This window comes from Arthrobacter sp. 9MFCol3.1, from assembly GCF_000620385.1.
Taxonomy (GTDB): Bacteria; Actinomycetota; Actinomycetes; order Actinomycetales; family Micrococcaceae; genus Arthrobacter.
In genome coordinates this window covers 1-20,474 of record NZ_JIBJ01000014.1, presented here as the reverse complement: position 1 = coordinate 20,474, position 20,474 = coordinate 1, and the positions used below count along the sequence as shown (strand labels likewise).

The 20,474-nt window shown below is 67.9% G+C and carries 19 protein-coding genes and 1 rRNA gene; 5 read left to right on the top strand and 15 right to left on the bottom strand.

Annotation, left to right across the window (positions count from 1 at the left end; translation table 11 throughout):
• Positions 1 to 203: 203 nt before the first annotated feature.
• Positions 204 to 728 (top strand): hypothetical protein, encoded by a 525-nt coding sequence (locus C560_RS0114575; protein WP_155855793.1) that lies wholly within the window; start codon positions 204 to 206, stop codon positions 726 to 728.
• A gap of 15 nt (positions 729 to 743) precedes the next feature.
• On the opposite strand, the gene C560_RS0114570 is transcribed toward C560_RS0114575, so the two are convergent.
• The gene (locus C560_RS0114570; RefSeq protein WP_026538762.1) at positions 744 to 2,654 is read right to left on the bottom strand and encodes an AMP-binding protein; all 1,911 of its coding nucleotides are present in this window, start codon (positions 2,652 to 2,654) and stop codon (positions 744 to 746) included.
• Positions 2,655 to 2,841: 187 nt separating this feature from the next.
• Here C560_RS0114570 and C560_RS0114565 point away from each other — a divergent pair, with 187 nt between their 5' ends.
• From C560_RS0114565 to C560_RS0114550, 4 genes are all read left to right on the top strand, one after another.
• On the top strand, positions 2,842 to 3,501 hold the full coding sequence (locus tag C560_RS0114565; RefSeq protein WP_026538761.1) for a GntR family transcriptional regulator: 660 nt from the start codon (positions 2,842 to 2,844) through the stop codon (positions 3,499 to 3,501).
• Positions 3,494 to 5,014 (top strand): MmgE/PrpD family protein, encoded by a 1,521-nt coding sequence (locus tag C560_RS0114560; protein ID WP_026538760.1) that lies wholly within the window; start codon positions 3,494 to 3,496, stop codon positions 5,012 to 5,014. The genes C560_RS0114565 and C560_RS0114560 overlap by 8 nt, the downstream gene beginning before the upstream one ends.
• Positions 5,015 to 5,917 (top strand): methylisocitrate lyase, encoded by a 903-nt coding sequence (prpB, locus tag C560_RS0114555; RefSeq protein WP_026538759.1) that lies wholly within the window; start codon positions 5,015 to 5,017, stop codon positions 5,915 to 5,917.
• Between the two features lie 62 nt (positions 5,918 to 5,979).
• A complete protein-coding gene (locus tag C560_RS0114550; protein WP_026538758.1) occupies positions 5,980 to 7,119 on the top strand; it encodes a bifunctional 2-methylcitrate synthase/citrate synthase in 1,140 nt (379 codons plus the stop codon).
• 93 nt (positions 7,120 to 7,212) lie between these two features.
• Here the strand turns inward: C560_RS0114550 and C560_RS0114545 are convergent, their stop codons facing one another.
• The 14 genes from C560_RS0114545 to rrf form a co-directional block, all read right to left on the bottom strand.
• Positions 7,213 to 7,695 carry an 8-oxo-dGTP diphosphatase gene (locus tag C560_RS0114545; RefSeq protein WP_026538757.1) on the bottom strand — a complete coding sequence of 161 codons (483 nt, stop codon included), beginning with the start codon at positions 7,693 to 7,695 and terminating at the stop codon, positions 7,213 to 7,215.
• Positions 7,696 to 7,730: 35 nt separating this feature from the next.
• The gene (locus C560_RS0114540; protein ID WP_026538756.1) at positions 7,731 to 8,510 is read right to left on the bottom strand and encodes a hypothetical protein; all 780 of its coding nucleotides are present in this window, start codon (positions 8,508 to 8,510) and stop codon (positions 7,731 to 7,733) included.
• 2 nt (positions 8,511 to 8,512) lie between these two features.
• Positions 8,513 to 8,662: a sigma factor-like helix-turn-helix DNA-binding protein gene (locus C560_RS23885; protein ID WP_231494361.1), complete on the bottom strand. Its 150-nt coding sequence runs from the start codon at positions 8,660 to 8,662 to the stop codon at positions 8,513 to 8,515.
• Positions 8,628 to 9,017: an RNA polymerase sigma factor gene (locus C560_RS22005; protein WP_231494360.1), complete on the bottom strand. Its 390-nt coding sequence runs from the start codon at positions 9,015 to 9,017 to the stop codon at positions 8,628 to 8,630. The genes C560_RS23885 and C560_RS22005 overlap by 35 nt, the downstream gene beginning before the upstream one ends.
• A 130-nt stretch (positions 9,018 to 9,147) precedes the next feature.
• Positions 9,148 to 10,179 carry a site-specific tyrosine recombinase XerD gene (gene xerD / locus C560_RS0114530; RefSeq protein WP_442853165.1) on the bottom strand — a complete coding sequence of 344 codons (1,032 nt, stop codon included), beginning with the start codon at positions 10,177 to 10,179 and terminating at the stop codon, positions 9,148 to 9,150.
• A gap of 8 nt (positions 10,180 to 10,187) precedes the next feature.
• Positions 10,188 to 10,853, bottom strand: coding sequence for an NUDIX domain-containing protein (locus C560_RS0114525; protein WP_026266230.1), 666 nt, complete (start codon positions 10,851 to 10,853; stop codon positions 10,188 to 10,190).
• A gap of 27 nt (positions 10,854 to 10,880) precedes the next feature.
• Positions 10,881 to 12,668, bottom strand: coding sequence for a CTP synthase (locus C560_RS22000; protein ID WP_043423199.1), 1,788 nt, complete (start codon positions 12,666 to 12,668; stop codon positions 10,881 to 10,883).
• 99 nt (positions 12,669 to 12,767) lie between these two features.
• Positions 12,768 to 14,504, bottom strand: coding sequence for a DNA repair protein RecN (gene recN, locus C560_RS0114515; protein ID WP_026538754.1), 1,737 nt, complete (start codon positions 14,502 to 14,504; stop codon positions 12,768 to 12,770).
• Between the two features lie 3 nt (positions 14,505 to 14,507).
• A complete protein-coding gene (locus C560_RS0114510) occupies positions 14,508 to 15,533 on the bottom strand; it encodes an NAD kinase (RefSeq protein ID WP_026538753.1) in 1,026 nt (341 codons plus the stop codon).
• 22 nt (positions 15,534 to 15,555) lie between these two features.
• Positions 15,556 to 16,368 (bottom strand): TlyA family RNA methyltransferase, encoded by an 813-nt coding sequence (locus C560_RS0114505; protein WP_026538752.1) that lies wholly within the window; start codon positions 16,366 to 16,368, stop codon positions 15,556 to 15,558.
• Positions 16,365 to 16,733: a hypothetical protein gene (locus C560_RS23375; RefSeq protein WP_155855791.1), complete on the bottom strand. Its 369-nt coding sequence runs from the start codon at positions 16,731 to 16,733 to the stop codon at positions 16,365 to 16,367. Before C560_RS23375 ends, C560_RS0114505 begins: the two co-directional genes overlap by 4 nt.
• 9 nt (positions 16,734 to 16,742) lie before the next feature.
• Entirely contained in the window at positions 16,743 to 17,732 is a 990-nt protein-coding gene (locus C560_RS0114495) for an HAD-IIA family hydrolase (protein ID WP_026538751.1), read from the bottom strand.
• Positions 17,733 to 17,736: 4 nt separating this feature from the next.
• Complete coding sequence (locus tag C560_RS23880; RefSeq protein WP_043423208.1) at positions 17,737 to 19,830, bottom strand: hypothetical protein; 2,094 nt, start codon at positions 19,828 to 19,830, stop codon at positions 17,737 to 17,739.
• 373 nt (positions 19,831 to 20,203) lie between these two features.
• Positions 20,204 to 20,320: ribosomal RNA gene (gene rrf / locus C560_RS0114485) — 5S ribosomal RNA — on the bottom strand.
• Positions 20,321 to 20,474 lie beyond the last annotated feature (154 nt).

Here is a 20,474-nt window from a genome sequence, read left to right as displayed (position 1 = left end):
CAGGGAGTAATTGGGGGAAGCGCACTCACGCCGCACAGGAAGGCCCCGCAATTCCGCGACCAAAACGGCAACTCAGTCCACTGATCCGCAAGTACCTCAAGGCCAGCGATCCCGCCCGCGCAGATCCCAGACGGCCCGGCCGGCTACAGCCGGCCACCGGGCGGGAGGGGGCGCCCCTTCTCGGCGATGGCCATGTTTACGTGATGAAGTATGGGAAGGAATACCACACGGCGTGGTGCCAGGTTGTGGCCGACAAATGGGACCACGCCCCCAGAGGACTGCGCGTCATCCTGTTGGCCGACGTCACGGCACGGACCCGGTGCCAGAAATGCGACCGGATCGTCAAAGCACCCAGGGCCACGACCGCGCAGGCAGACCACCTGCAACCCCAGCCCACCGCGGCCCCCCTGCCGCCTGACGCGGTCATCCCGCTTACAGTCGTCGGTGCCGCCCATGGGATCCTCTTTCTGGCGGCCCGTCCTGAACATCAGGAACGTCTTCAGCAGACCGCGGTGGAGCCGGCGACCCCACTGCTTGTGGACGGGCGGCGGGACGGCTTGGTGGTGCGGGTGGACGCCGTCCGCGACGAACCACTCCTGGTCATCCAGTTGGACCCCAGGGCCACGTTCCGGGATGTCCCTTACCAGACGCGCCTGCGTTATCCACTGCAGCGCTCTGCGACCAAACCCTATGCCGTGGAATCCGTAGAAACGGCGCCGCGGCCATAGCGTTCGGCTCCCCCGCTACTCGGTGGCGGCAGGGCGCAGGGTCTCGAGCAGCGCCTCGATCACGCCGGCGTCCTCGATCGTGGAGGGCACCACGTAGTTCTCGCCGTCGGCGATCTGGCGCATGGTCTTGCGCAGAATCTTGCCCGAGCGGGTCTTGGGCAGGGCGTCCACCACGGTGACGTGCTTGAAGTCCGCCACGGCCCCGATGTCGCGCCGGACCAGGGCGATCAGGTCCTTGGCCAGGATGTCCTCCTCAACGTCCACGCCGGATTTGAGGACCACGTAGCCGCTGGGACGCTGGCCCTTGAGCGGGTCGGCGAGGCCGATCACCGCGCATTCGGCGACCGCCGGGTGCTGGCCGATCACCTGTTCCATGGCCCCGGTGGAGAGCCGGTGCCCGGCGACGTTGATGATGTCGTCGGTGCGGCCCATGACAAAGACATAGCCGTCCTCGTCCCGGTAACCGGAGTCGCCGGTGGCGTAGTAGCCCTCAAACGCCTGCAGGTAGGAGGAAATGTAGCGGTCGTCGTTGCGCCAGAGCGTGGTGAGGGTGCCGGGCGGCAGCGGCAGGCCCAGGACGATGTTGCCTTCCGTGCCGGCCTCGACGTCCCCGCCCGCGCCGTCGACGATGTTGAGCCGGAAGCCGGGCATCGGGACACTCGGCGAGCCGGCCTTGATCGGCAGTCCGCCGAGGCCGCGGGGGTTGGCGCAGATGGCCCAGCCCGTCTCCGTCTGCCACCAGTGATCGACCACCGGAACTCCGAGCACCCGGGAGGCCCAGTGGAACGTGTCGGTGTCCAGCCGCTCGCCGGCCGCGAACAGGGTGCGCAGGCTGGAAATATCGTACTTGTCCAGGAGCCGGCCCTCCGGATCGGCCTTGCGGATGGCCCGCAGCGCGGTCGGCGCCGTGAACAGCACGTTGACCTTGTGGTCCTGGATGACCCGCCAGAAGGCGCCGGCGTCGGGCGTGCCCACCGGCTTGCCTTCGTACAGCACGGTGGTGGCACCGGCCAGCAGCGGCCCGTACACAATGTAGGAGTGGCCCACCACCCAGCCGACATCCGAGGCGGTCCACATGACGTCGCCGGGGCCGACGTCGTAGAGGTTTTCCATCGTCCATTTCAGGGCCACGGCGTGGCCGCCGTTGTCCCGCACCACGCCCTTGGGCGAGCCGGTGGTGCCCGAGGTGTAGAGGATGTACAGCGGGTCCGTCGCCGCGACGTCCACCGGCGCGGCCGCCACGGCGGAAGCCATCTCGGCGTCCCAGTCGAGCCACCCGGGGTGCCCGGCCGCCATGGAGGAAACAGACGAACCGAAGCCCTCCCTTGCCTTGACCAGGACGGGCGTGTCCGGGGCGCCGGCGATGCCGAGGGCCTCGGCGACGGCGGGCAGGTATTCAATCCGGCGCGACGGCTCGATGCCGCCGGACGCCGTCACCACCGCCGCCGGGGCCGCGTCGCGGATGCGGGCGGCGAGTTCCTTGGGGGCGAACCCGCCGAAGACGACCGAGTGCACGGCGCCGAGCCGGGCGGTGGCGAGCATCGCGATCGCCGCCTCGGGGATCATCGGCATGTAGATCACCACACGGTCGCCCTTGCCGACGCCGCTGCGGCGCAGGACACCGGCGAACCGGGCCACGAGGTCGGTCAGTTCCGCATAGGTGTAGCTCTGCCGGGTGCCCAACATCGCAGAGTCGTAGACCAGGGCGTCCTGCTCGCCCCGGCCCTGGGCGACGTGCCGGTCGAGGGCGTTGTACGACGTGTTCAGGACCCCGTCCGGAAACCAGTCGTAGAGCGGCGCCCGGCCAGCATCAAGGGCCTTCCGCGGAGGCGTCTGCCAGGAGATCCCGCGCGCGGCCTCCAGCCAGAACTCTGCGGGATGTTCCAGGCTCCGTTCGTAGGCGGCCCGGTAGCTCTTGGTGACCATGACGTACATCCTGTCCACGACGTTGTGATGCAGCCATGGTAAACCGGGGCAGACCGGCGAAACAAGGCTTATGTATACAGAACTCAGCCATTTCTCCGCTGCAACCGCAAATTACTGGGCAAAGCAGTGTTGCGTGTATACACTATTGGTGTTCCACCCCGACAAAGCCACCACCGAAGGAGGCAGGATGCGCGCCAGCGACAAGGCCTACGCGGCCCTGCGCGACGACATCATCGAATGGCGCCTCCTGCCCGGAACCGTGCTCGCGGAGGTGGAACAGTCGGCGCGCCTCGGCATCTCCCGCACCCCGCTGCGGGAGGCCCTGAGCCGGCTCACGGCCGAAGGGCTGACGACGACGGCGGGCGGGCGCGGCGTCGTCGTCACCGACATTTCCCTGGACGACATCGACGAATTGTTCGAACTGCGCGAAACCCTCGAAGGCAGGGCCGCCGCCCTGGCCGCCGAGCGCGGCGACCCCGCAACGTTCGATGCGCTGCGGCGCGAACTGCTCCAGGCGCCGGAACTCATCGGCGGGCAGGATCCGGCCCTGCACGACTACTACGGGCTGGTCGGACGGCTGGACGCGGCCATCGACGCCGCCATCTCCAACGCCTACCTCGTCCAGGCCATGCGCAGCCTCCGCGTCCACCTCGTGCGCGTCCGGCGCCTGGCCGCCGACGATGCCGCCCGGCTCACGGCCGCGGCCACCGAGCACGCGGCCATCGCCGAGGCGATCGCAGCCGGGAACCCGCGCCTGGCCGAGGCCGCCACCACGCTTCACCTGCACCGCAGTCTTTCGCACGTCAAAGCCACCCATACACCTCAGCAAAGGGAGCACCATGGTTAAGGAACACCACGTCCGCGTTTACAAGAGCGAAGAAAACCTGGGCCGCGAGGACCAGCTCGCCTACAAGATCGCCAAGGTCGCCGCGGATCCCGTGGAGGTCACCGATGAGGTCACCGACATGGTGATCAACCGGATCATCGACAACGCGTCGGTGGCGATCGCGTCGCTGAACCGCGCCCCGATCGTCGCGGCCCGCGCCCAGGCCCTCACCCACGGCCCCAGCACCGGCGGCAAGGGCTCCAAGGTCTTTGGCATCGAGGAACGCGTCTCCCCCGAATGGGCCGCCTGGGCCAACGGCGTCGCGGTCCGTGAACTCGATTACCACGACACCTTCCTGGCCGCGGATTACTCGCACCCGGGTGACAACATCCCTCCGATTCTGGCCGTCGCCCAGCACGTCGGCTCCAGCGGCCGGGACCTGGTCCGCGGGATCGCCACCGGCTACGAGATCCAGGTCAACCTGGTCAAGGCCATCTGCCTGCACAAGCACAAGATCGACCACGTGGCCCACCTCGGCCCGTCCGCCGCCGCCGGCATCGGCACACTGCTGGGCCTCGACGTCGAGACCATCTTCCAGTCCGTCGGCCAGGCGCTGCACACCACCACCGCCACCCGGCAGTCCCGCAAGGGCGAGATCTCCACCTGGAAGGCGCACGCCCCCGCGTTCGCCGGCAAGATGGCCGTCGAATCCGCGGACCGGGCGATGCGCGGCCAGACCTCCCCCGTGCCGATCTACGAGGGCGAAGACGGCGTCATCGCCTGGATGCTGGACGGCCCGGATGCCTCCTACATGGTGCCGCTGCCGACGCCCGGCGAGGCCAAGCGCGCCATCATGGACACCTACACCAAGGAGCACTCGGCCGAATACCAGGCCCAGGCGTGGATCGACCTCGCCCGCAAGCTCAACGGCGAACACCCCGAGGTCACTGACCCGGCCAACGTCGAGTCCGTGCTGATCAAGACCAGCCACCACACGCACTACGTGATCGGCTCCGGCGCCAACGACCCGCAGAAGTACGATCCCACGGCCAGCCGCGAGACGCTGGACCACTCGATCCCGTACATTTTCACCGTCGCCCTGCAGGACGGCACCTGGCACCACGTGGACTCCTACGCCCCGGAACGCGCCGCCCGCCCCGACACCGTGGAACTCTGGCACAAGGTCACCACGGTCGAGGACCCGGAATGGACCCGGCGCTACCACTCCCTGGACATCGCCGAGAAGGCCTTCGGCGGCACCGTGGAGATCACGCTCAAGGACGGCACGGTCATCACCGAGTCGATCGCCGTCGCCGACGCCCACCCGCTGGGCGCCCGGCCGTTCGCCCGGGAGCAGTACGTCAACAAGTTCCGCACCCTCGCCGCCGGCCTGGTGGCCGATGAGGAGATCGAGCGCTTCCTTGCCGCCGCCGCGCGGCTCCCCGAGCTCGCCGCCGGCGAGCTGGACCAGCTGAACATCCAGGCCGCCGACGGCGTGATCGACCTCGCCGGCGCCCCGAAGGGACTCTTCTAAATGTTGTATTCGAAGGTCACACCGGAACAGAAGCGGATCCGGTTCCGCGAACTCCTCGCCTCCGGCACCATCGCCCAGTTCCCCGGCGCGTTCAACCCGCTCTCTGCGCGGCTGATCGAGGAAAAGGGCTTCGCCGGGGTGTACATTTCCGGCGCCGTCCTCGCCAATGACCTGGGCCTGCCGGACATCGGGCTGACCACCCTGACGGAGGTGGCCACCCGCGCCGGGCAAATCGCCCGGATGACGGACCTGCCGGCAATCGTCGACGCCGACACCGGCTTCGGCGAGCCTATGAACGTGGCCCGGTCGGTCCAGGAACTCGAGAACGCCGGCCTGGCCGGCTGCCACATCGAGGACCAGTTCAACCCCAAGCGCTGCGGCCACCTCGACGGGAAGAACGTCGTGGACCTGGAGACCGCCACCAAGCGGATCCGGGCCGCGGCCGACGCCCGCCGCGACCCGAACTTCCTGATCATGGCCCGGACCGACATCCGCGCCACGGACGGGATCGAGGCCGCCCAGGAGCGCGCCAAAGCGCTCGTGGAAGCCGGCGCGGACGCGATCTTTCCCGAGGCGATGAAGGACCTGGCCGAATTCCAGGCCATCCGCGACGCCGTCGACGTCCCGATCCTGGCCAACATGACCGAATTCGGCCAGAGTGCCCTGTTCACCGTGGAGGAGCTGGCCGGCGTCGGCGTCAATATGGTCATTTACCCCGTGACGCTGCTCCGTAGTGCCATGGGCGCTGCGGAGCGTACTCTGGAATCGATTAAGGCCGACGGAACCCAGGAGGCACAGGTTGGAAGCATGCTGACCCGTGCGCGTTTGTACGATCTCGTTGATTACGAGGCTTACAACCGTTTCGATACCGGAGTCTTTAATTTCCAGATCCCCGGCAAGTAAGCCCCGCACAGAACCTCCGGCACGTGCCGGTATACAGGCGTTAGGAACAAAGGAGTTTCAGCATGGCTGAACAGGATATTAAAAAGGGCCTCGCCGGCGTCGTGGTGGACTACACCGCGGTCTCCAAGGTCAACCCGGACACGAACTCGCTGCTGTACCGCGGCTACCCTGTCCAGGAACTGGCTGCCAAGTGCAGCTTCGAGGAAGTCGCGTACCTGCTCTGGAACGGCGAGCTGCCCAACGCGGAGCAGCTCGCGGAGTTCACCGCCGCCGAACGCGCCGGGCGTGCCCTGGATCCGGTCGTCAAACAGGTGATTGACGCGCTGCCCACCACCGCGCACCCCATGGATGTCTGCCGGACTGCCACCTCGGTGTTGGGGGCCCGGCACCCCCTCGCCGAGGACGCCTCGCGCGAAGCCAACCTGGCCAAGGCCATCGATCTGTTCGCGGCAATGCCGGCCGTGGTGGCCTACGACCAGCGGCGCCGGCGCGGCCAGGCCGTGGTGGAACCCCGCGATGACCTGGGTTACGACGCCAACTTCCTCTGGATGACGTTTGGTGAGGAAGCCGTCCCCGAAGTAGTCGACGCATTCAATGTCTCCATGATCTTGTACGCCGAGCACTCCTTCAATGCCTCCACTTTCACGGCCCGCGTGATCACGTCCACGCTCTCGGACCTGCACTCGGCCGTGACCGGCGCCATCGGCGCCCTCAAAGGCTCGCTGCACGGCGGGGCCAACGAGGCCGTCATGCACACCTTTGACGAGATCGGCATCCGGCCGGAGGAATCACTGGAGGACGCCCACGTCCGGGCCAAGGCCTGGATGGAGGACGCCCTGGCCCACAAGAAGAAGGTCATGGGCTTCGGCCACCGCGTCTACAAGCACGGCGACTCCCGGGTGCCCACCATGAAGGCCGCCCTGGACAAGATGATCGCGCACTACGGCCGGCCGGAGCTGCTGGGCCTGTACAACGGGCTCGAAACGGCGATGGATGAGGCGAAGGGGATCAAACCGAACCTCGACTACCCGACCGGACCCACGTACCACCTCATGGGCTTCGACACCGCCACCTTCACTCCGCTGTTCGTCGCCAGCCGCATCACGGGCTGGACGGCGCACATCATGGAGCAGCTGGATTCGAACTCCCTGATCCGGCCGCTGAGCGAGTACAACGGCGTCGAGGAACGGCACCTGGCTTAGCAGGGCTTCCTGCGGGACGCGCGGGACCGGACAGCCGGCACGGGCCGGCCACCTGTCAACAGGTGGCCGGCCCGTGCTGTTTGCGCGCGGACTTCAGCGCCGCGGGATCCGGACCGACGCGACGGTCTCGTTGTCCTCGTTGAGGACCACGACGACGTCGATCGTTTCGCCTGCCAGTGCCGGGGGCAGCCAGTGCCCCGCATCCTGCCACATCCGCTCGAGTGGCAAGAACGCTGCGTCGAACCACTCGGGCGTAATTTCCGGGCTCTCGGCGGGTTCGCCTTCCCACCGCCGGGTGGTGAAGAGCCGGCACGACATGTTCCAGTCGGGTCTGGCGGGAAAGATGAACTCGACGATGCCGGCGTGGGCCAGGTCCTCTTGGAGCACCACGATGCCGGCCTCTTCCCAGACCTCACGGACCACTGCCTCGGCGTCGCTCTCCCCCGGCTCCACGTGGCCGCCGATGCCCACGATTTTGCCGATGCCGAAGCCGGTCCTCTTCAGGCCCAGCAGCACCTCGGTGCCGGTCCCAGCATCACGGAGCGGGAAGCAGAGAGTGACTGGCGTGAGCTTCATGTGCTCAACCCTATAGCTGGAGCAGGCTGCCGGCGCTATCCGGCGGCCGGACCGTCGCCGACAAGCTGCGGCCTCAGTTCGACGGGTATCCCCTTGTCCGCGAATTCCTTGTCCATGGCCTGCTGCGGTGTGATTTGCTGCCCGTTTTGCGAGACATCATTGTTCAAAGCCTGGAACTTCCAGGTGAAAACGCTGGACCATTCCTGCCGGAAGTCGCAGAGGAAACGCCCGTTCTGCAATTTGGCAATCTGATACCACGCATTGCCGCCGTCGAGCCCGAGCGCCCGGACCCCTTCATCCGAGATGGAATACGCGAGCCAGCCATCGGCACAGCCCAGCACCGTGTAGTAAGCCTGCTCTGCGGCGGGAATCGGTTGGATTGCCCGTTGCTGGTCATTGCGCTGCTGGTCGACGTTCGCCATGGTGCAGTCGACGCCGCCGGTGCTCAAGGCTCCGGCTGCGGCACTGGCTGTGGGGGACGATGCGGCCGGTGAGGCAGTGGACGGGGTTGGGGACGACGGCGACGGGCTGGCGGAGACCGACGGCGCCGGGATGCCCGTCCGGGCCGGCCCGGGTGCTGGCTGCGGCATCAGATTGCCGCCGACAACCACCGCGCCAACGACGGCCGCAGCGGCCAGCACAGTCGCGGCCGCAGCCCGCACGGCATTGCGTCGTGCCGGAGTGCGCCCTGCCAAACGGACGATATTCGGATCCGTGGAAAATACGATCGAGCGGGCAGGGTCGCTTCCGGGCTCTGCTCCCGGCGCTCCCACCCGAGGTTTCGCATCCTTCATGAGCTGTTCGATGCGGTCCATGGCTAGTCCTTCCGTTCGGTCATCAGATGTGAAGGGGCAGTTTTCGCGAACGCCCGGCGTGCACGGTGCAGGCGAACCGCTGCAGCGGAAGAAGAACATCCCAGCGTCTGCGCCAGTTCAGCGATGGTCAGCTCGTCCCAGTAGCTGAGCATGAGGACCTCGCGGTCCCGCTCCCCTGAGCTGAACCAGCACCTCTGCCACGGCGGCCCGTTCTTCATCGTTCGGCTCGGGGACTTGGTGGCGGACCTCATCTTTGAGCCGTTCGATAAGTTCCTGGCGGCGACGGCGGCCCTTGTATTCGTTGCCGATCACATTCCGGGCCGTCGCCAACAGCCAGCCAATGCCGGGCGGTTCGGCGAGCTCCTTTTCCCAGGCAATTCTGAAGACGTCCGCAGCCAGTTCCTCGGCGCGGTGCCGGTCACTGATACGGCAGGCAATGTAGCGGTATACCCGCGCGGAGTGCTGAGTGTGCAGATCAATGAATGCTTGCTCTTTGGCAGCCAACATGGTGGTTCCCCCGGACATCGGATGACTTCTTCCTGATGTGTAAGTGTCCCGTGATTGGTGTTTTCTTACACGGACCGGCAAAAAAGTTTGCAGGAGCCGGCGCACTGTGCCGGAACCGGCGGACTGTCCCTTAGCCCAGGGCGCGCGGGTGCGCGGCGGCGTAGATCTCCCGCAGCGTATCGGCCGTCACCTGGGTGTAGACCTGCGTGGTGGTCACCGAGGCGTGCCCCAGCAGTTCCTGGACCACCCGGACATCGGCGCCGCCTTCGAGCAGGTGGGTGGCGAAGGAGTGCCGCAGCGTGTGCGGCGAAACGTCTTTGGTGATGTGGGCCTTGTCCGCCGCCGCCTTCAAAATGGTCCAGGCGCTTTGCCGGCTGATCCTGCCGCCGCGGGCGTTGAGGAACAGGGCAGGGGTGCCCTTGCCTTTGGCGGCCAGCAGGGGCCGGCCGCGGACGAGGTAGGCGTCCAGGGCGCGTGCCCCATAGGACCCAAGCGGGACGAGGCGTTCCTTGGAGCCTTTGCCGAAGAGCCTGACGATCGCGGGCCCGTCGCTTCCATCTGACTCGCCGGCGGTGTGCAGGGAGATGTCGTCAACATCCAGGCCCACGGCTTCGCTGATGCGGGCACCGGTGGAATAAAGGAACTCGAGCAGCGCGCGGTCGCGCAGGCCGGTTGCCGTATCCGTACCGGCCGCCTCCAGGATCCGGGTGACCTCGTCGACGCTGATGGCCTTGGGCAGCCGCTTGCCGGGCATGGGCGGGTGGACGTCGTTGGCCGGGTCGGTGGACGTGACGCCTTCGAGGGCCCAGAACTTGTGGAGTCCGCGCACGGCCACCACCGTCCGGGCCGCCGAACGGATGCCCAGGGCCGAGCCGCCGTCGGACCCGTCGGAGAGCGCCTGAACGAAGCCGGTGACGTCGTGCCGGGTGATCTCGGCCGGGCGTTCCCGGCCGGCGTGGGCCAGATGCCTGGCGTAGCGGGCCAGGTCCCGCCGGTAGGCGGAGAGGGTGTTGGCCGCGAGGCCCCGCTCCACGCCCATGTGCTGCAGGTAATCAGTGATTGCGCGGTCGATCGCCGTCAACGGCCGGGCGGGCGGGCGCCCGGGGGCAGCTGCCTGCGCCGGGGCCGGATGGTGAACAGGAGCCGGCGGCTCGGCAATCAGCGGTTCCACTAGCGGCGCTGGCTGGGATGGGCGGGCCAGGGCGCGTCGGCCGGGCGGAGGCTCTCGAAGTTGCCCGCGCGGGCGGCGGCAGCGGCCAGGACGCCGACGACGGCGGACGGGTTGTGCAGGCGGCCGTCAAGGACCGCCTGCACGGCCTCGTCCAGCGGGGTCCAGTGCAGTTCGATTTCGGCTTCCTCGTCGGTGCGGACGTGCCGCTCATGTCCGGGCACCTCGCTCAGGCCGCGGGCCAGGTAGATGCGGATGGCCTCGCTGGAGGAGCCCGGGGAGTTGAAGAAGTCGGCCAGCACGTTCCAGCGGTCCGCGACGAGGTCCGCTTCCTCGGCCAGTTCGCGGGCGGCCCCGACGACGAAGTCCTCCCCTTCGACGTCAAGCAGCCCGGCGGGGATCTCCCAGAGGTCCATGCCGACGGGGTGCCGGTACTGCCGGAGCAGCAGCACGTCGCCGTCGTCGTTCATCGGGAGAACCGCCACCGCGCCGGGATGGTCGATGTAGTCCCGGACCAGGGTGTCGCCGTCGTCGTTGAGCTGGAAGCTGTCGCTGACGACGTCCCAGATCCTGCCTTCGTACACCTTCCGGGATGACAAAAGACGGCGCGGGCTCGGCTCATCCGAAACCTGCCGTGCAGCATTGGGGGTCTCAGACATACCGGGCATCGCGCCGTCCTTTGATTCAGTTGGAAATTACTTGGACACTGCTGCCGACGAAGGCTTGGGCGCGGGTGCCGGGGCATCGGCCTTGGCGCTGCTGCTTGCAGCGGGCGCGCCGTTGGCGGCCCGCTGGTGCCCTAGGGCAGCCTCGATCAGGCCCGCGAACAGCGGGTGCGGGCGCGTGGGCCGCGAGCTGAGCTCGGGGTGCGCCTGCGTGGCCACGTAGTACGGGTGGACGTCGCGGGGAAGTTCCACGAACTCGACCAGCTTGCCATCGGGCGACGTTCCGGAGAACGACAGACCCTTGGCGGCGATCTGGTCGCGGTACTTGTTGTTGACCTCGTAGCGGTGGCGGTGCCGTTCGCTGACCTTCGTGGCGCCGTAGGTCTCGGCGACGACGGAGCCTTCGTCGAGCTTGGCTTCGTACAGGCCCAGGCGCATGGTGCCGCCGAGGTCGCCCTTGCCGTCAACGATGTCCAGCTGCTCTTCCATCGTGGCGATGACGGGGTACTTGGAGTCCGGCTCGAACTCGGACGAGGATGCTCCCTCGAGGCCGACCACGTTGCGGGCGTACTCGATCACCATGCACTGCAGGCCCAGGCACAGGCCGAGGACGGGGAGCTTGGTTTCGCGGGCGTACTTCAGGGCGCCCAGTTTGCCTTCCAGGCCGCGGATGCCGAAGCCGCCCGGAACGCAGATGGCGTCGACGCCGGCCAGGGACTGCACGGCGCCTTCGCGGGTTTCGCATTCGTCCGAGGGGACCCAGCGGATCTTGACCTTGGTGTCGTTGGCGAAGCCGCCGGCACGCAGGGCCTCCGTGACCGACAGGTAGGCGTCCGGCAGGTCGATGTACTTGCCCACGAGCGCGATCTCAACTTCGTGCTTCGGGTTGTGGACGGCGTCGAGCAGCTTGTCCCAGCTGGTCCAGTCCACATCCTTGAACGGCAGGTCCAGGGCGCGGACGATGTACGAATCCAGGCCCTGGGAGTGCAGGGTCTTCGGGATGTCGTAGATGCTCGGTGCGTCCGGGCAGCCGATCACGGCGTCGATGTCGACGTCGCACATGCGGCCGATCTTGTCGCGCATCGGCTGCGGGACCTCGCGGTCCGAACGGATCACGATTGCCTCGGGCTGAATGCCGATGGAGCGCAGCGCGGCAACGGAGTGCTGCGTCGGCTTGGTCTTCAGCTCCTGCGACGGGCCGATGTACGGCACGAGGGACACGTGGAGGAAGAACACATTTCCGCGGCCGATGTCCTGGCGGACCTGGCGGGCGGATTCGAGGAACGGCTGGGACTCGATGTCGCCCACCGTGCCGCCGATTTCGGTGATGATGACGTCGGGGGCGTTCTTGCCCTCGGCGGGAAGCCGCATGCGCCGCTTGATCTCATCGGTGATGTGCGGGATGACCTGGACGGTGTCGCCGAGGTATTCGCCGCGGCGTTCCTTCGCGATGACGGTCGAGTAGACCTGGCCGGTTGTGACGTTGGCCGATCCTTCAAGGTTTTCATCGAGGAAGCGCTCGTAGTGGCCGATGTCCAGGTCCGTTTCGGCGCCGTCGTCAGTGACGAAGACTTCGCCGTGCTGGAAGGGGTTCATCGTGCCCGGATCCACATTCAAATAGGGATCGAGCTTTTGCATTGTTACAGACAAACCGCGTGCCCGCAGGAGGTGGCCGAGGCTCGAAGCCGTCAGTCCCTTACCGAGCGAGGACGCTACACCACCGGTGACGAAGATGTGTTTGGTCGTCTTGGACGAGCCCGGAAACCGGGAATTTACACGAGAGTTTGATCGCTGCACCACGGGGTTTGAGCTTATCATCAATTCGGCCTTCCACGGGTTCCTTGGCGGGATCCCGATGTGATTGTTGTCCTAGCAGCGGTCCTTGCGGGATTCCTTGCGGAGGTCCCTCCGGGCCGCCTAGCTCTGCGGGAGGAGTTTGGCGTCGTCCAGCAGCTCCTGGGCGTGGGCCTGTGCTGATTCGGAGTCCTCTTGGCCGGCCAGCATGCGGGCCAACTCGCGGACGCGCTCGGCCTCGTCCAGCAACTGCACGTCGCTGGAGGTGAAGCCGGTGGCAGTAGCGCCGTCAGCGCCCCGCACGGAGGTCTTGGTGACCCTGATGTGCTGGTTCGCGAACGCGGCCACCTGCGGCAGGTGGGTCACTACGAGGACCTGGACGTGCTGGGCCAGCATCGCCAGCCGGCGCCCGATCTCGACGGCGGCACGGCCGCCGACGCCGGCGTCGACCTCGTCGAAGACAAACGTCGGGACAGGGTCGACGGCGGCCAGCACCACCTCGATGGCGAGCATGACGCGGGAGAGTTCGCCGCCCGAGGCGCCTTTGCCCAGCGGCCGGGCCGGAGCGCCGGAGTGCGGCTGCAGCAGGAAGGAGATCTCATCGGCCCCGAACGGTCCCAGCTGGCCTGTGGGCTCCACGTTGATGACCAGGGTGGCATCTGCCATGGCCAGCGCCGTGAGCTCGGCGCTGACCCGCGCGGAGAGGTCCTTGGCTGCCTTCGTCCGGGCCTTGCTGATCGCGGCGGCCTTCTTGCGGAGCTCGGTTTCGGCCCGGGCGACCTCGGCGTCCAGCGATTCGATCCGGGTGGAGTCGTCCTGAAGTTCCTCGTGCCGGGCCCGGGCCTCCGCGGCCCAGACCAGCACTTCGTCGATGCTCGGCGCGTACTTGCGGACCAGCTTGGCCAACGCGGCCCGGCGGTCTTCGATTTCGGCGAGCCGTTCCGGGCCCTCCGTGTCAAGGGCGGCCTGGTAGCTGGCGAGTTCCGCGGCAATGTCGTTGAGCAGGAAACCGACCTCGGCCAGCCGTGCCGCGGCAGAGCCCAGCTCCTCGTCGTGTTCGGCTACGTGCTCCAGGGTGCGTTTGGCAGCGTCCACGAGGGTGGTGGCGTCGGCTTCTTCACCGAAGTCCTCGGCGATGAGCGCCTGGTGGGCGGTGCTGGCCGCGATCCGCAGTTCCTCGACGTTGGCCAGTTTCACGGCCTCGGCCTTGAGGGCATCATCCTCCCCCGGCTGCGGGTCCACGGCGTCGATCTCGGCCAGGGCAACCTGCAGCGACTCGGCCTCGCGGAGGCGTTCACGCGCGGCACTGCGCAGGGAGTCCAGTTCGCCCTGGCTGGCATGCCAGTGGGTGTGGAGGTCCTGATAGGCGGCAAGTGCGGCCGCAAGGCTCTCGCCCGCGAACTTGTCCAGGGCGCCGCGCTGCGCCACTGGGCTTTTGAGCCGGATCTGGTCTGACTGTCCGTGCACCACCACGAGGGTTTCGCCAATTTCGGCCAGCACCCCGACCGGCGCGGCACGTCCGCCCAGATAGGCGCGGCTGCGGCCGTCGGCTCCGACGCTGCGGGCAAGCAGCAGTTCCACACCGCCGTCGAACTCCTCCACCTCGGCCCCGGCTTCCCGGGACCGCGCGACGGCAGCGTGGCCCGCGTCGAGCTTCAGCACGGCCTCGGCCGAGGCGCTCTTCGCGCCGCTGCGGACGGCGCCGGCGTCGGACCTGGCGCCGAGGAGCAGCCCGACGGCGGTGACCACCATGGTCTTGCCGGCGCCGGTTTCACCGGTCACCACGCTGAGGCCCGGGCCCAGCGGCAGGGTGGCGTCGGTGATGACGCCGAGGTCGCGGATACGCAGTTCTTCAAGCATGGTTCACTTCGCAGTCGAGGGGTCGGGCCCGTCAGCAGTTCCCTCGTGGCGCGGCGAGGGCAGCGGCGGCATGGGACGGGGCGTGCGGATGATCGGGAGGGGGCCGGTGTGGATGGCCCGGGTTTGGGGCACGGGGCCGCGCCAGCCCTGGATGGGGAGCTGGAACTTGCGCACGAGCCTGCCCGAGAAGGGGGTCTGGTGTGTCCTGGCCAGCCGGACGGGCGTCGCGGAGCGGGTCACTTCGACGCGCGCGCCGGGCGGCAGATCCACCGAGCGGCGGCCGTCGCACCAGAGGACGCCCTGGGCATCGGTGCGGTTCAGGATCTCGACCGCGAGCCTGGACCGGGGCGAGACCACGAGCGGCTTCGCGAAGAGGGCATGGGCGCTGATCGGCACGATCAGGAGGGCCTCGACCTCGGGCCACACCACGGGACCGCCGGCGGAAAACGCGTAGGCCGTGGAGCCGGTTGGCGTGGCCAAAACCACGCCGTCGCAGCCGAATGAGGTCAGGGGGCGTTCGTCGACTTCGGTGACCACCTCCAGCATCCGTTCCCGGTTGCCTTTTTCGATCGCGGCCTCGTTCAGGGCCCAGGTGTGCCAGATCTTCTGTCCGCGGACCCAGACCTGGACGTCGATCGTCATGCGCTCCTCCACCGTGTAGTCACGGCTGGCGATCCACTCGACGGTCTGGGCGAGGTCGGCCCGTTCGCTCTCGGCCAGGAACCCCACGTGGCCGAGGTTCACTCCGAGCAGCGGCACGTCGACTTCGCGGACCAGCTCGGCGGCCCGGAGGATGGTGCCGTCCCCGCCGAGCACCATGACCAGTTCCACCTCGGGCAGCTTCACGTGGTCGTGAAGGACCTCGACCGGGTGGTCGAGCCGGCCGAAGAAGCGGACCATGTCGCCAAGCTCGTTCTCTTGCAGCACGGGGACCAGGCCGGATTCGTGCAGCAGGGCACACGCTTCCCAGGCAGCCTTGAGGGACTCCTCGCGCCCTGTGTGGGCCAGGATCAGGACACGCCTGCTCATCAGGTTCCGCCTTCTGGTGGTACTAGTGGTTCGGCCAGATTGTTCCGAGCAACGCAGCAACGGCTGCGTCCCGCTCCTCGATCTTAGGCGGGACTTCCGACATCGCGCGTTTTATCCACAGGAAGTATTCGACATTGCCGTCCTGGCCCGGCAGCGGGCTTTGGGCGAGGCCTGACAGGGCCAGGCCCGCGTCCACGGCAGCGGCAGCCACTTTGCCCACGGCGAGCCGGCGTTCGCGTTCCGAGGTGACCACGCCGGTCCGGCCCAGCCGGTCCTTGCCGATTTCGAATTGTGGTTTGACCATGAGGACGAGGTCGCCGCCGGGTGCGGTGCAGGCCGCGAGTGGCGACACCACGAGCGTCAGCGAGATGAAGGACAGGTCAGCCACCGTCAGCGCAGCCGGCCCGCCGATTTCCGCGGGCGCCATGTAACGGACGTTGAGTCCTTCGTGTACGGAAACCCTGGGGTCATTCCGGATTTCCGGCACCAGCTGGCCGTGCCCCACGTCGACGGCCACCACGTGGGCGGCACCGCGCCGAAGCAGCACATCCGTGAACCCGCCGGTGGAGGCACCGGCGTCGAGGCACCGTTTGCCTGCGACGTCGATGGCGGGAAAGGCATCCAGCGCGCCGGCCAGCTTGTGCCCGGCGCGGCTGACGTAGCCGTCCTCGGCCGAGGCCGTGACGTCCAGCGCGGCGTCATCCGCCACCTGCAGTGACGCCTTGGCGAGGACTTCGCCGCCGGAGCTCACCTTGCCCTCGGAAATCAGCCGGGCGGCATGGGTCCGGGACCTGGCGAGCCCCCGGCTGACGAGCGCCTGGTCCAGCCTGCTCACGATCCCCCGTCCCCCGCGGCGTGGATACGGCGCGCGACGCCGGCGTGGCCGGCCACGTCTTCGTTCAGGGCCTCCAGCAGGGCATCGTGCATGCCGGCATAGACTTCGCCGTGCCCGGACACGGGCGTCTGCCGCACGGCCCCGAGGAGGTCCAGCACGGCGTTGACGGCCGGGTCCAGGACTGCTGCCTGCCGCTCTCCGGCTTGTTGTCCGGGTGCCGCATGTTCTGGTGCCGCATGCCCGCGCAGGTCCGCCGGGAACTGTTCGGACGGCAGCTCAGGCCACGCGACGTCGGACGCAGGGGCCGGCGCCCCAGCCGGCTGTTGGTGTGGGGCTTGGTCTAGTCCCGGGTGTAGCTCGCTCATGTGTCCAGCCTAGTGATCGGACCACTCGAGGACCGGAGCCAGTGCGCTGGTCGTCTCGGGGTTCGCGGCCCACCAGGCCGAGCAGGCGGCACGCCACGAATCGAGGTCGGCGGGGTCGCCGCTGATGTGGACGGACTGCCCCCGCACGATCGCAGAGGCCGTGCCGCTGCGGAACCGCCCGGCGTCGTGCTCTACGGCGGGGTATGGCGCGTACAGGCCGGTCAGGTCATGGATGAGGAAATCGGGGCGTTCCACAGACCGTGCGGCGAGGATCGATTCCCTGGTGTCCACTCCGGTCAGCACAGCGACGGTGGCGAAACCGGCGTTGTTGCCGCCCAGGATGTCGGTGTCCAGGCGGTCACCGACGACCAGCGGCCGGTCCGCCGCCAGCCGCTTGGCGGCCGTGTGGAACAGCGGGGCTTCGGGTTTGCCTGCCACGACCGGGGTCTTGCCGGTCGCGGCCGCCACGGCCGCGACGAGCGTCCCGTTGCCGGGGGCGATTCCGCGCGCCTGGGGAATGGACCAGTCCGTGTTGGTGGCCACCCAGAGGGCGCCGCCGGCGACGACGTACGACGCCTCGGCGAGGTCTTTCCACCCAAGTTCCGGGCTGAAGCCCTGCACGACGGCGACGGGGTCATCCTCCGCGCCGCGGACAGGGACCAGGCCAACCAGTTCAATTTCCTGGGCCAGTGCGACACTGCCCGTGATCAGCACGTGCGCTCCGGCCGGCAGCAGCGACGCCAGCAGCGCTGCCGCCGCCTGCGAGGAACTCACCACCTGGTGGTCTTCGGCGGGGGCGCCGAGATCGCGCAGGTGTTGGGCCACCTGCGCCGGAGAACGGGAGGCGTTGTTGGTGACGTAGCCCAGCCCGACGCCGACCCCTGCCAGCCGGCGCAGCGACTCGACGGCCCCGGGGATGGCGTTGGGGCCGGCATAGACAACGCCGTCGAGGTCGGAGAGCAGGGCATCAAAGGTGGAGATCAAGGCGGTACCCGTCATGCGACTAGTCCTCCACACGTTCATGCCGGGCAGGCTCTGAGTCGTCCAGGAGTTCCTGGTCCGCGTCAGCGTTCGGTTCCAGGGCCGCTTCATCATCGGCTTCGTCGTCAGCCTCGTCGTCGGCTTCGTCGAGCACGTCGGTTTCCACTGAGTCCTGGTCGGATTCGGCGTCGTCAGACTCGAAGTAGTCGGCTTCGGCGTCGTCGGCATTGTCGTCGCTGGCGGGCTGATCGCCCGCGTTCAAGCCGGCCACTCCGGCTGCGGCGCCGGTGGCTTCTGCCGCGGCAGCGGCGGCGCGCGGGGCGCGCTCTTCGGTTCCGGCGTGCGTGTCGGCATGCTCCTGCGCCCGGAGGCGGCGCTGCCGTTCCTCCTCGCGGGCTTCTTCTTCCTCGTCCCAGCCGAGATCGATGATGTCGGGTTCCTCGTCAGCCCCAAGGCCCAGCGCGTTTTCTGCCACAGTGGCCTGGCGTTGCCACTTGGCGGCTTCGGCTGCGCGTCCGGCTGCCGTGAGTGCGTCAGCGTAGGCACGGAACAGCCTGGGGCTGTAGGAAAAGGCCCGGTTGATGTCCAGCTGCGCGATTTCCAGTTCGGAAACCGCGGCGTCGAGCTGCCCGAGGTCGGTGCGGGCCCCGGCTGCGACGATAGCCAATTCCACCTTGCCGGGGGCGTCGAGATCCTTGGCTTCGTCGGACCGGGCCATGTCCAGGGCACGGTCCGGGCGGCCAAGGCCCCGCTCGCAGTCGGCCATCACCGGCAGGTGCATGTTGGAGCCGCTGATCCGGCGGTAGGTCCGGAATTCCCGGAGCGCTTCACCGTAGTGGCCGGCTGCGTAGGCCGTCAGGCCGACAGCTTCGCGGACGGACGCGAGGCGTCCGCCGCGGCGGCTGGCTGCCAGGGCATGCTGGAAGGCAAGCTCAGGTTCCTCGTCCAGGAGCCGACCCGCCATGACGAGGTGGCGGGCCACCCATTCGGCGCTGGTGCCTTCGAGGGTCTTGATCTGGTGCTGCGTGGCGCGGTCAAGTTCCTTGCCCGTGACGTCCTCGTCGATCTGGGGTGAACGTTCCCGGTCCGGGCGGTTGGCGCTGCGGAGATCGCGGGCATTGGGCACGCGAACCGGACGATCCTCGGGGCGGTCGCGCCCGTACTGGCGCGGGCCTGAGTCACCACGGTCGAAGCCCCGTGCGGGACGATCCTCGCGGGTGCCGAAGGGCTTGCGGTTCTCGCCGCTGCCGTACGGCTTGCGGTCACGGTCGCCGCCGCCACCGAAGCTGCGCTGGCCCCCGCCCTCACGCGGAGCACGATCACCATAGGGCTTACGATCCCGGTCGCCGCCGCCGCTGTACGGCTTACGGTCACCATAGGACGGACGTTCACCGCCACCGAAGCTGCGCTGGCCGCCACCTTCACGGGGAGCCCGATCACCATACGGCTTCCGGTCACCGCCACCGCTGTACGGCTTACGGTCACCATAGGACGGACGGCTGTCGCCACCGAAGCTGCGCTGCTCTCCGCCTGCACGGGGAGCCCGATCACCATACGGCTTCCGGTCACCGCCACCGCTGTACGGCTTGCGGTCACCATAGGACGGGCGGCTATCGCCACCGAAGCTGCGCTGGCCCCCGCTCTCACGCGGGGCACGGTCACCATGCGGCTTACGCTCACCGCCGGCATACGGCTTACGCTCGCCGCCGCCGAAGCCGCGCTGCTCTCCACCTTCACGTGGGGCACGGTCACCATAGGGCTTGCGGTCCCGATCGCCACCGCCGCTGTAGGGCTTACGGTCGCCATAGGACGGGCGGCTGTCGCCACCGAAGCTGCGCTGGCCACCGCCCTCACGGGGAGCACGGTCACCATAGGGCTTACGCTCACCGCCACCGCTGTAGGGCTTACGCTCGCTGTTTCCGAAGCCGCGCTGATCCCCGCCTTCGCGCGGAGCACGATCACCGTACGGCTTACGGTCGCGGTCTTCCCTGGAACGGAATCCGCGGGGATCGCCGCCGGAGTTGCTGGTGCCGCGGAAAGGGGCTCCACCGGAACTGCGTCCGCCAGAGTTGCCGTGGGCCTTGCCGCCGCGGTTGCCATCATTGTGCTCAGCCATGCTGGAATCCTCCTGTTGCGAGCTGACCACTGGCGCAATCGCAGCCGCTCTGTTCCGTGTTTCGTTTCCTACGCAACCCGAAATCAAGCGCTTCGAAGTCCGTACATCTCCCCCAATTCTAGGCGAGCAACCCGCCCCCGGCTAACGGCATCGCGCCAACGGGGCCCGCGGTGGGAAGTCTCACAACCTCCTGCGGCACTTGTGTCCGCGGCCTCCGGCTGGCGGGCAGTTGGGTGACGGGCAGCTGGTGTTCGACGGCGGTTGTGGCCTCTTCCCCACTTCAGATTCAGGCCTGGACTCGAAAGCGGCCTAAAGGGGGTTTAAATGCGGGAGGACCCCAACCTGGTGGTTGGGGTCCTCGACCTGAATGGTGTTCCGGCGGTGACCTACTCTCCCACACCCTCCCGGGTGCAGTACCATCGGCGCTGTGGGTCTTAGCTTCCGGGTTCGGGATGGGACCGGGCGTTTCCCCCACGCTATGACCGCCGTAACCCTTGCTCCGCCACGGCCCCGTGTGTCGGGGGTGGGGGAAATCTGTGGTTACAACATCTGTGGTGTTGTTATTTGGTTGTGGTTTTGTTCCTCAAGCAACGGGTTTGTTGTTTGGGAACCACATAGTGGACGCAAGCAGTCTTGTTTCTTTG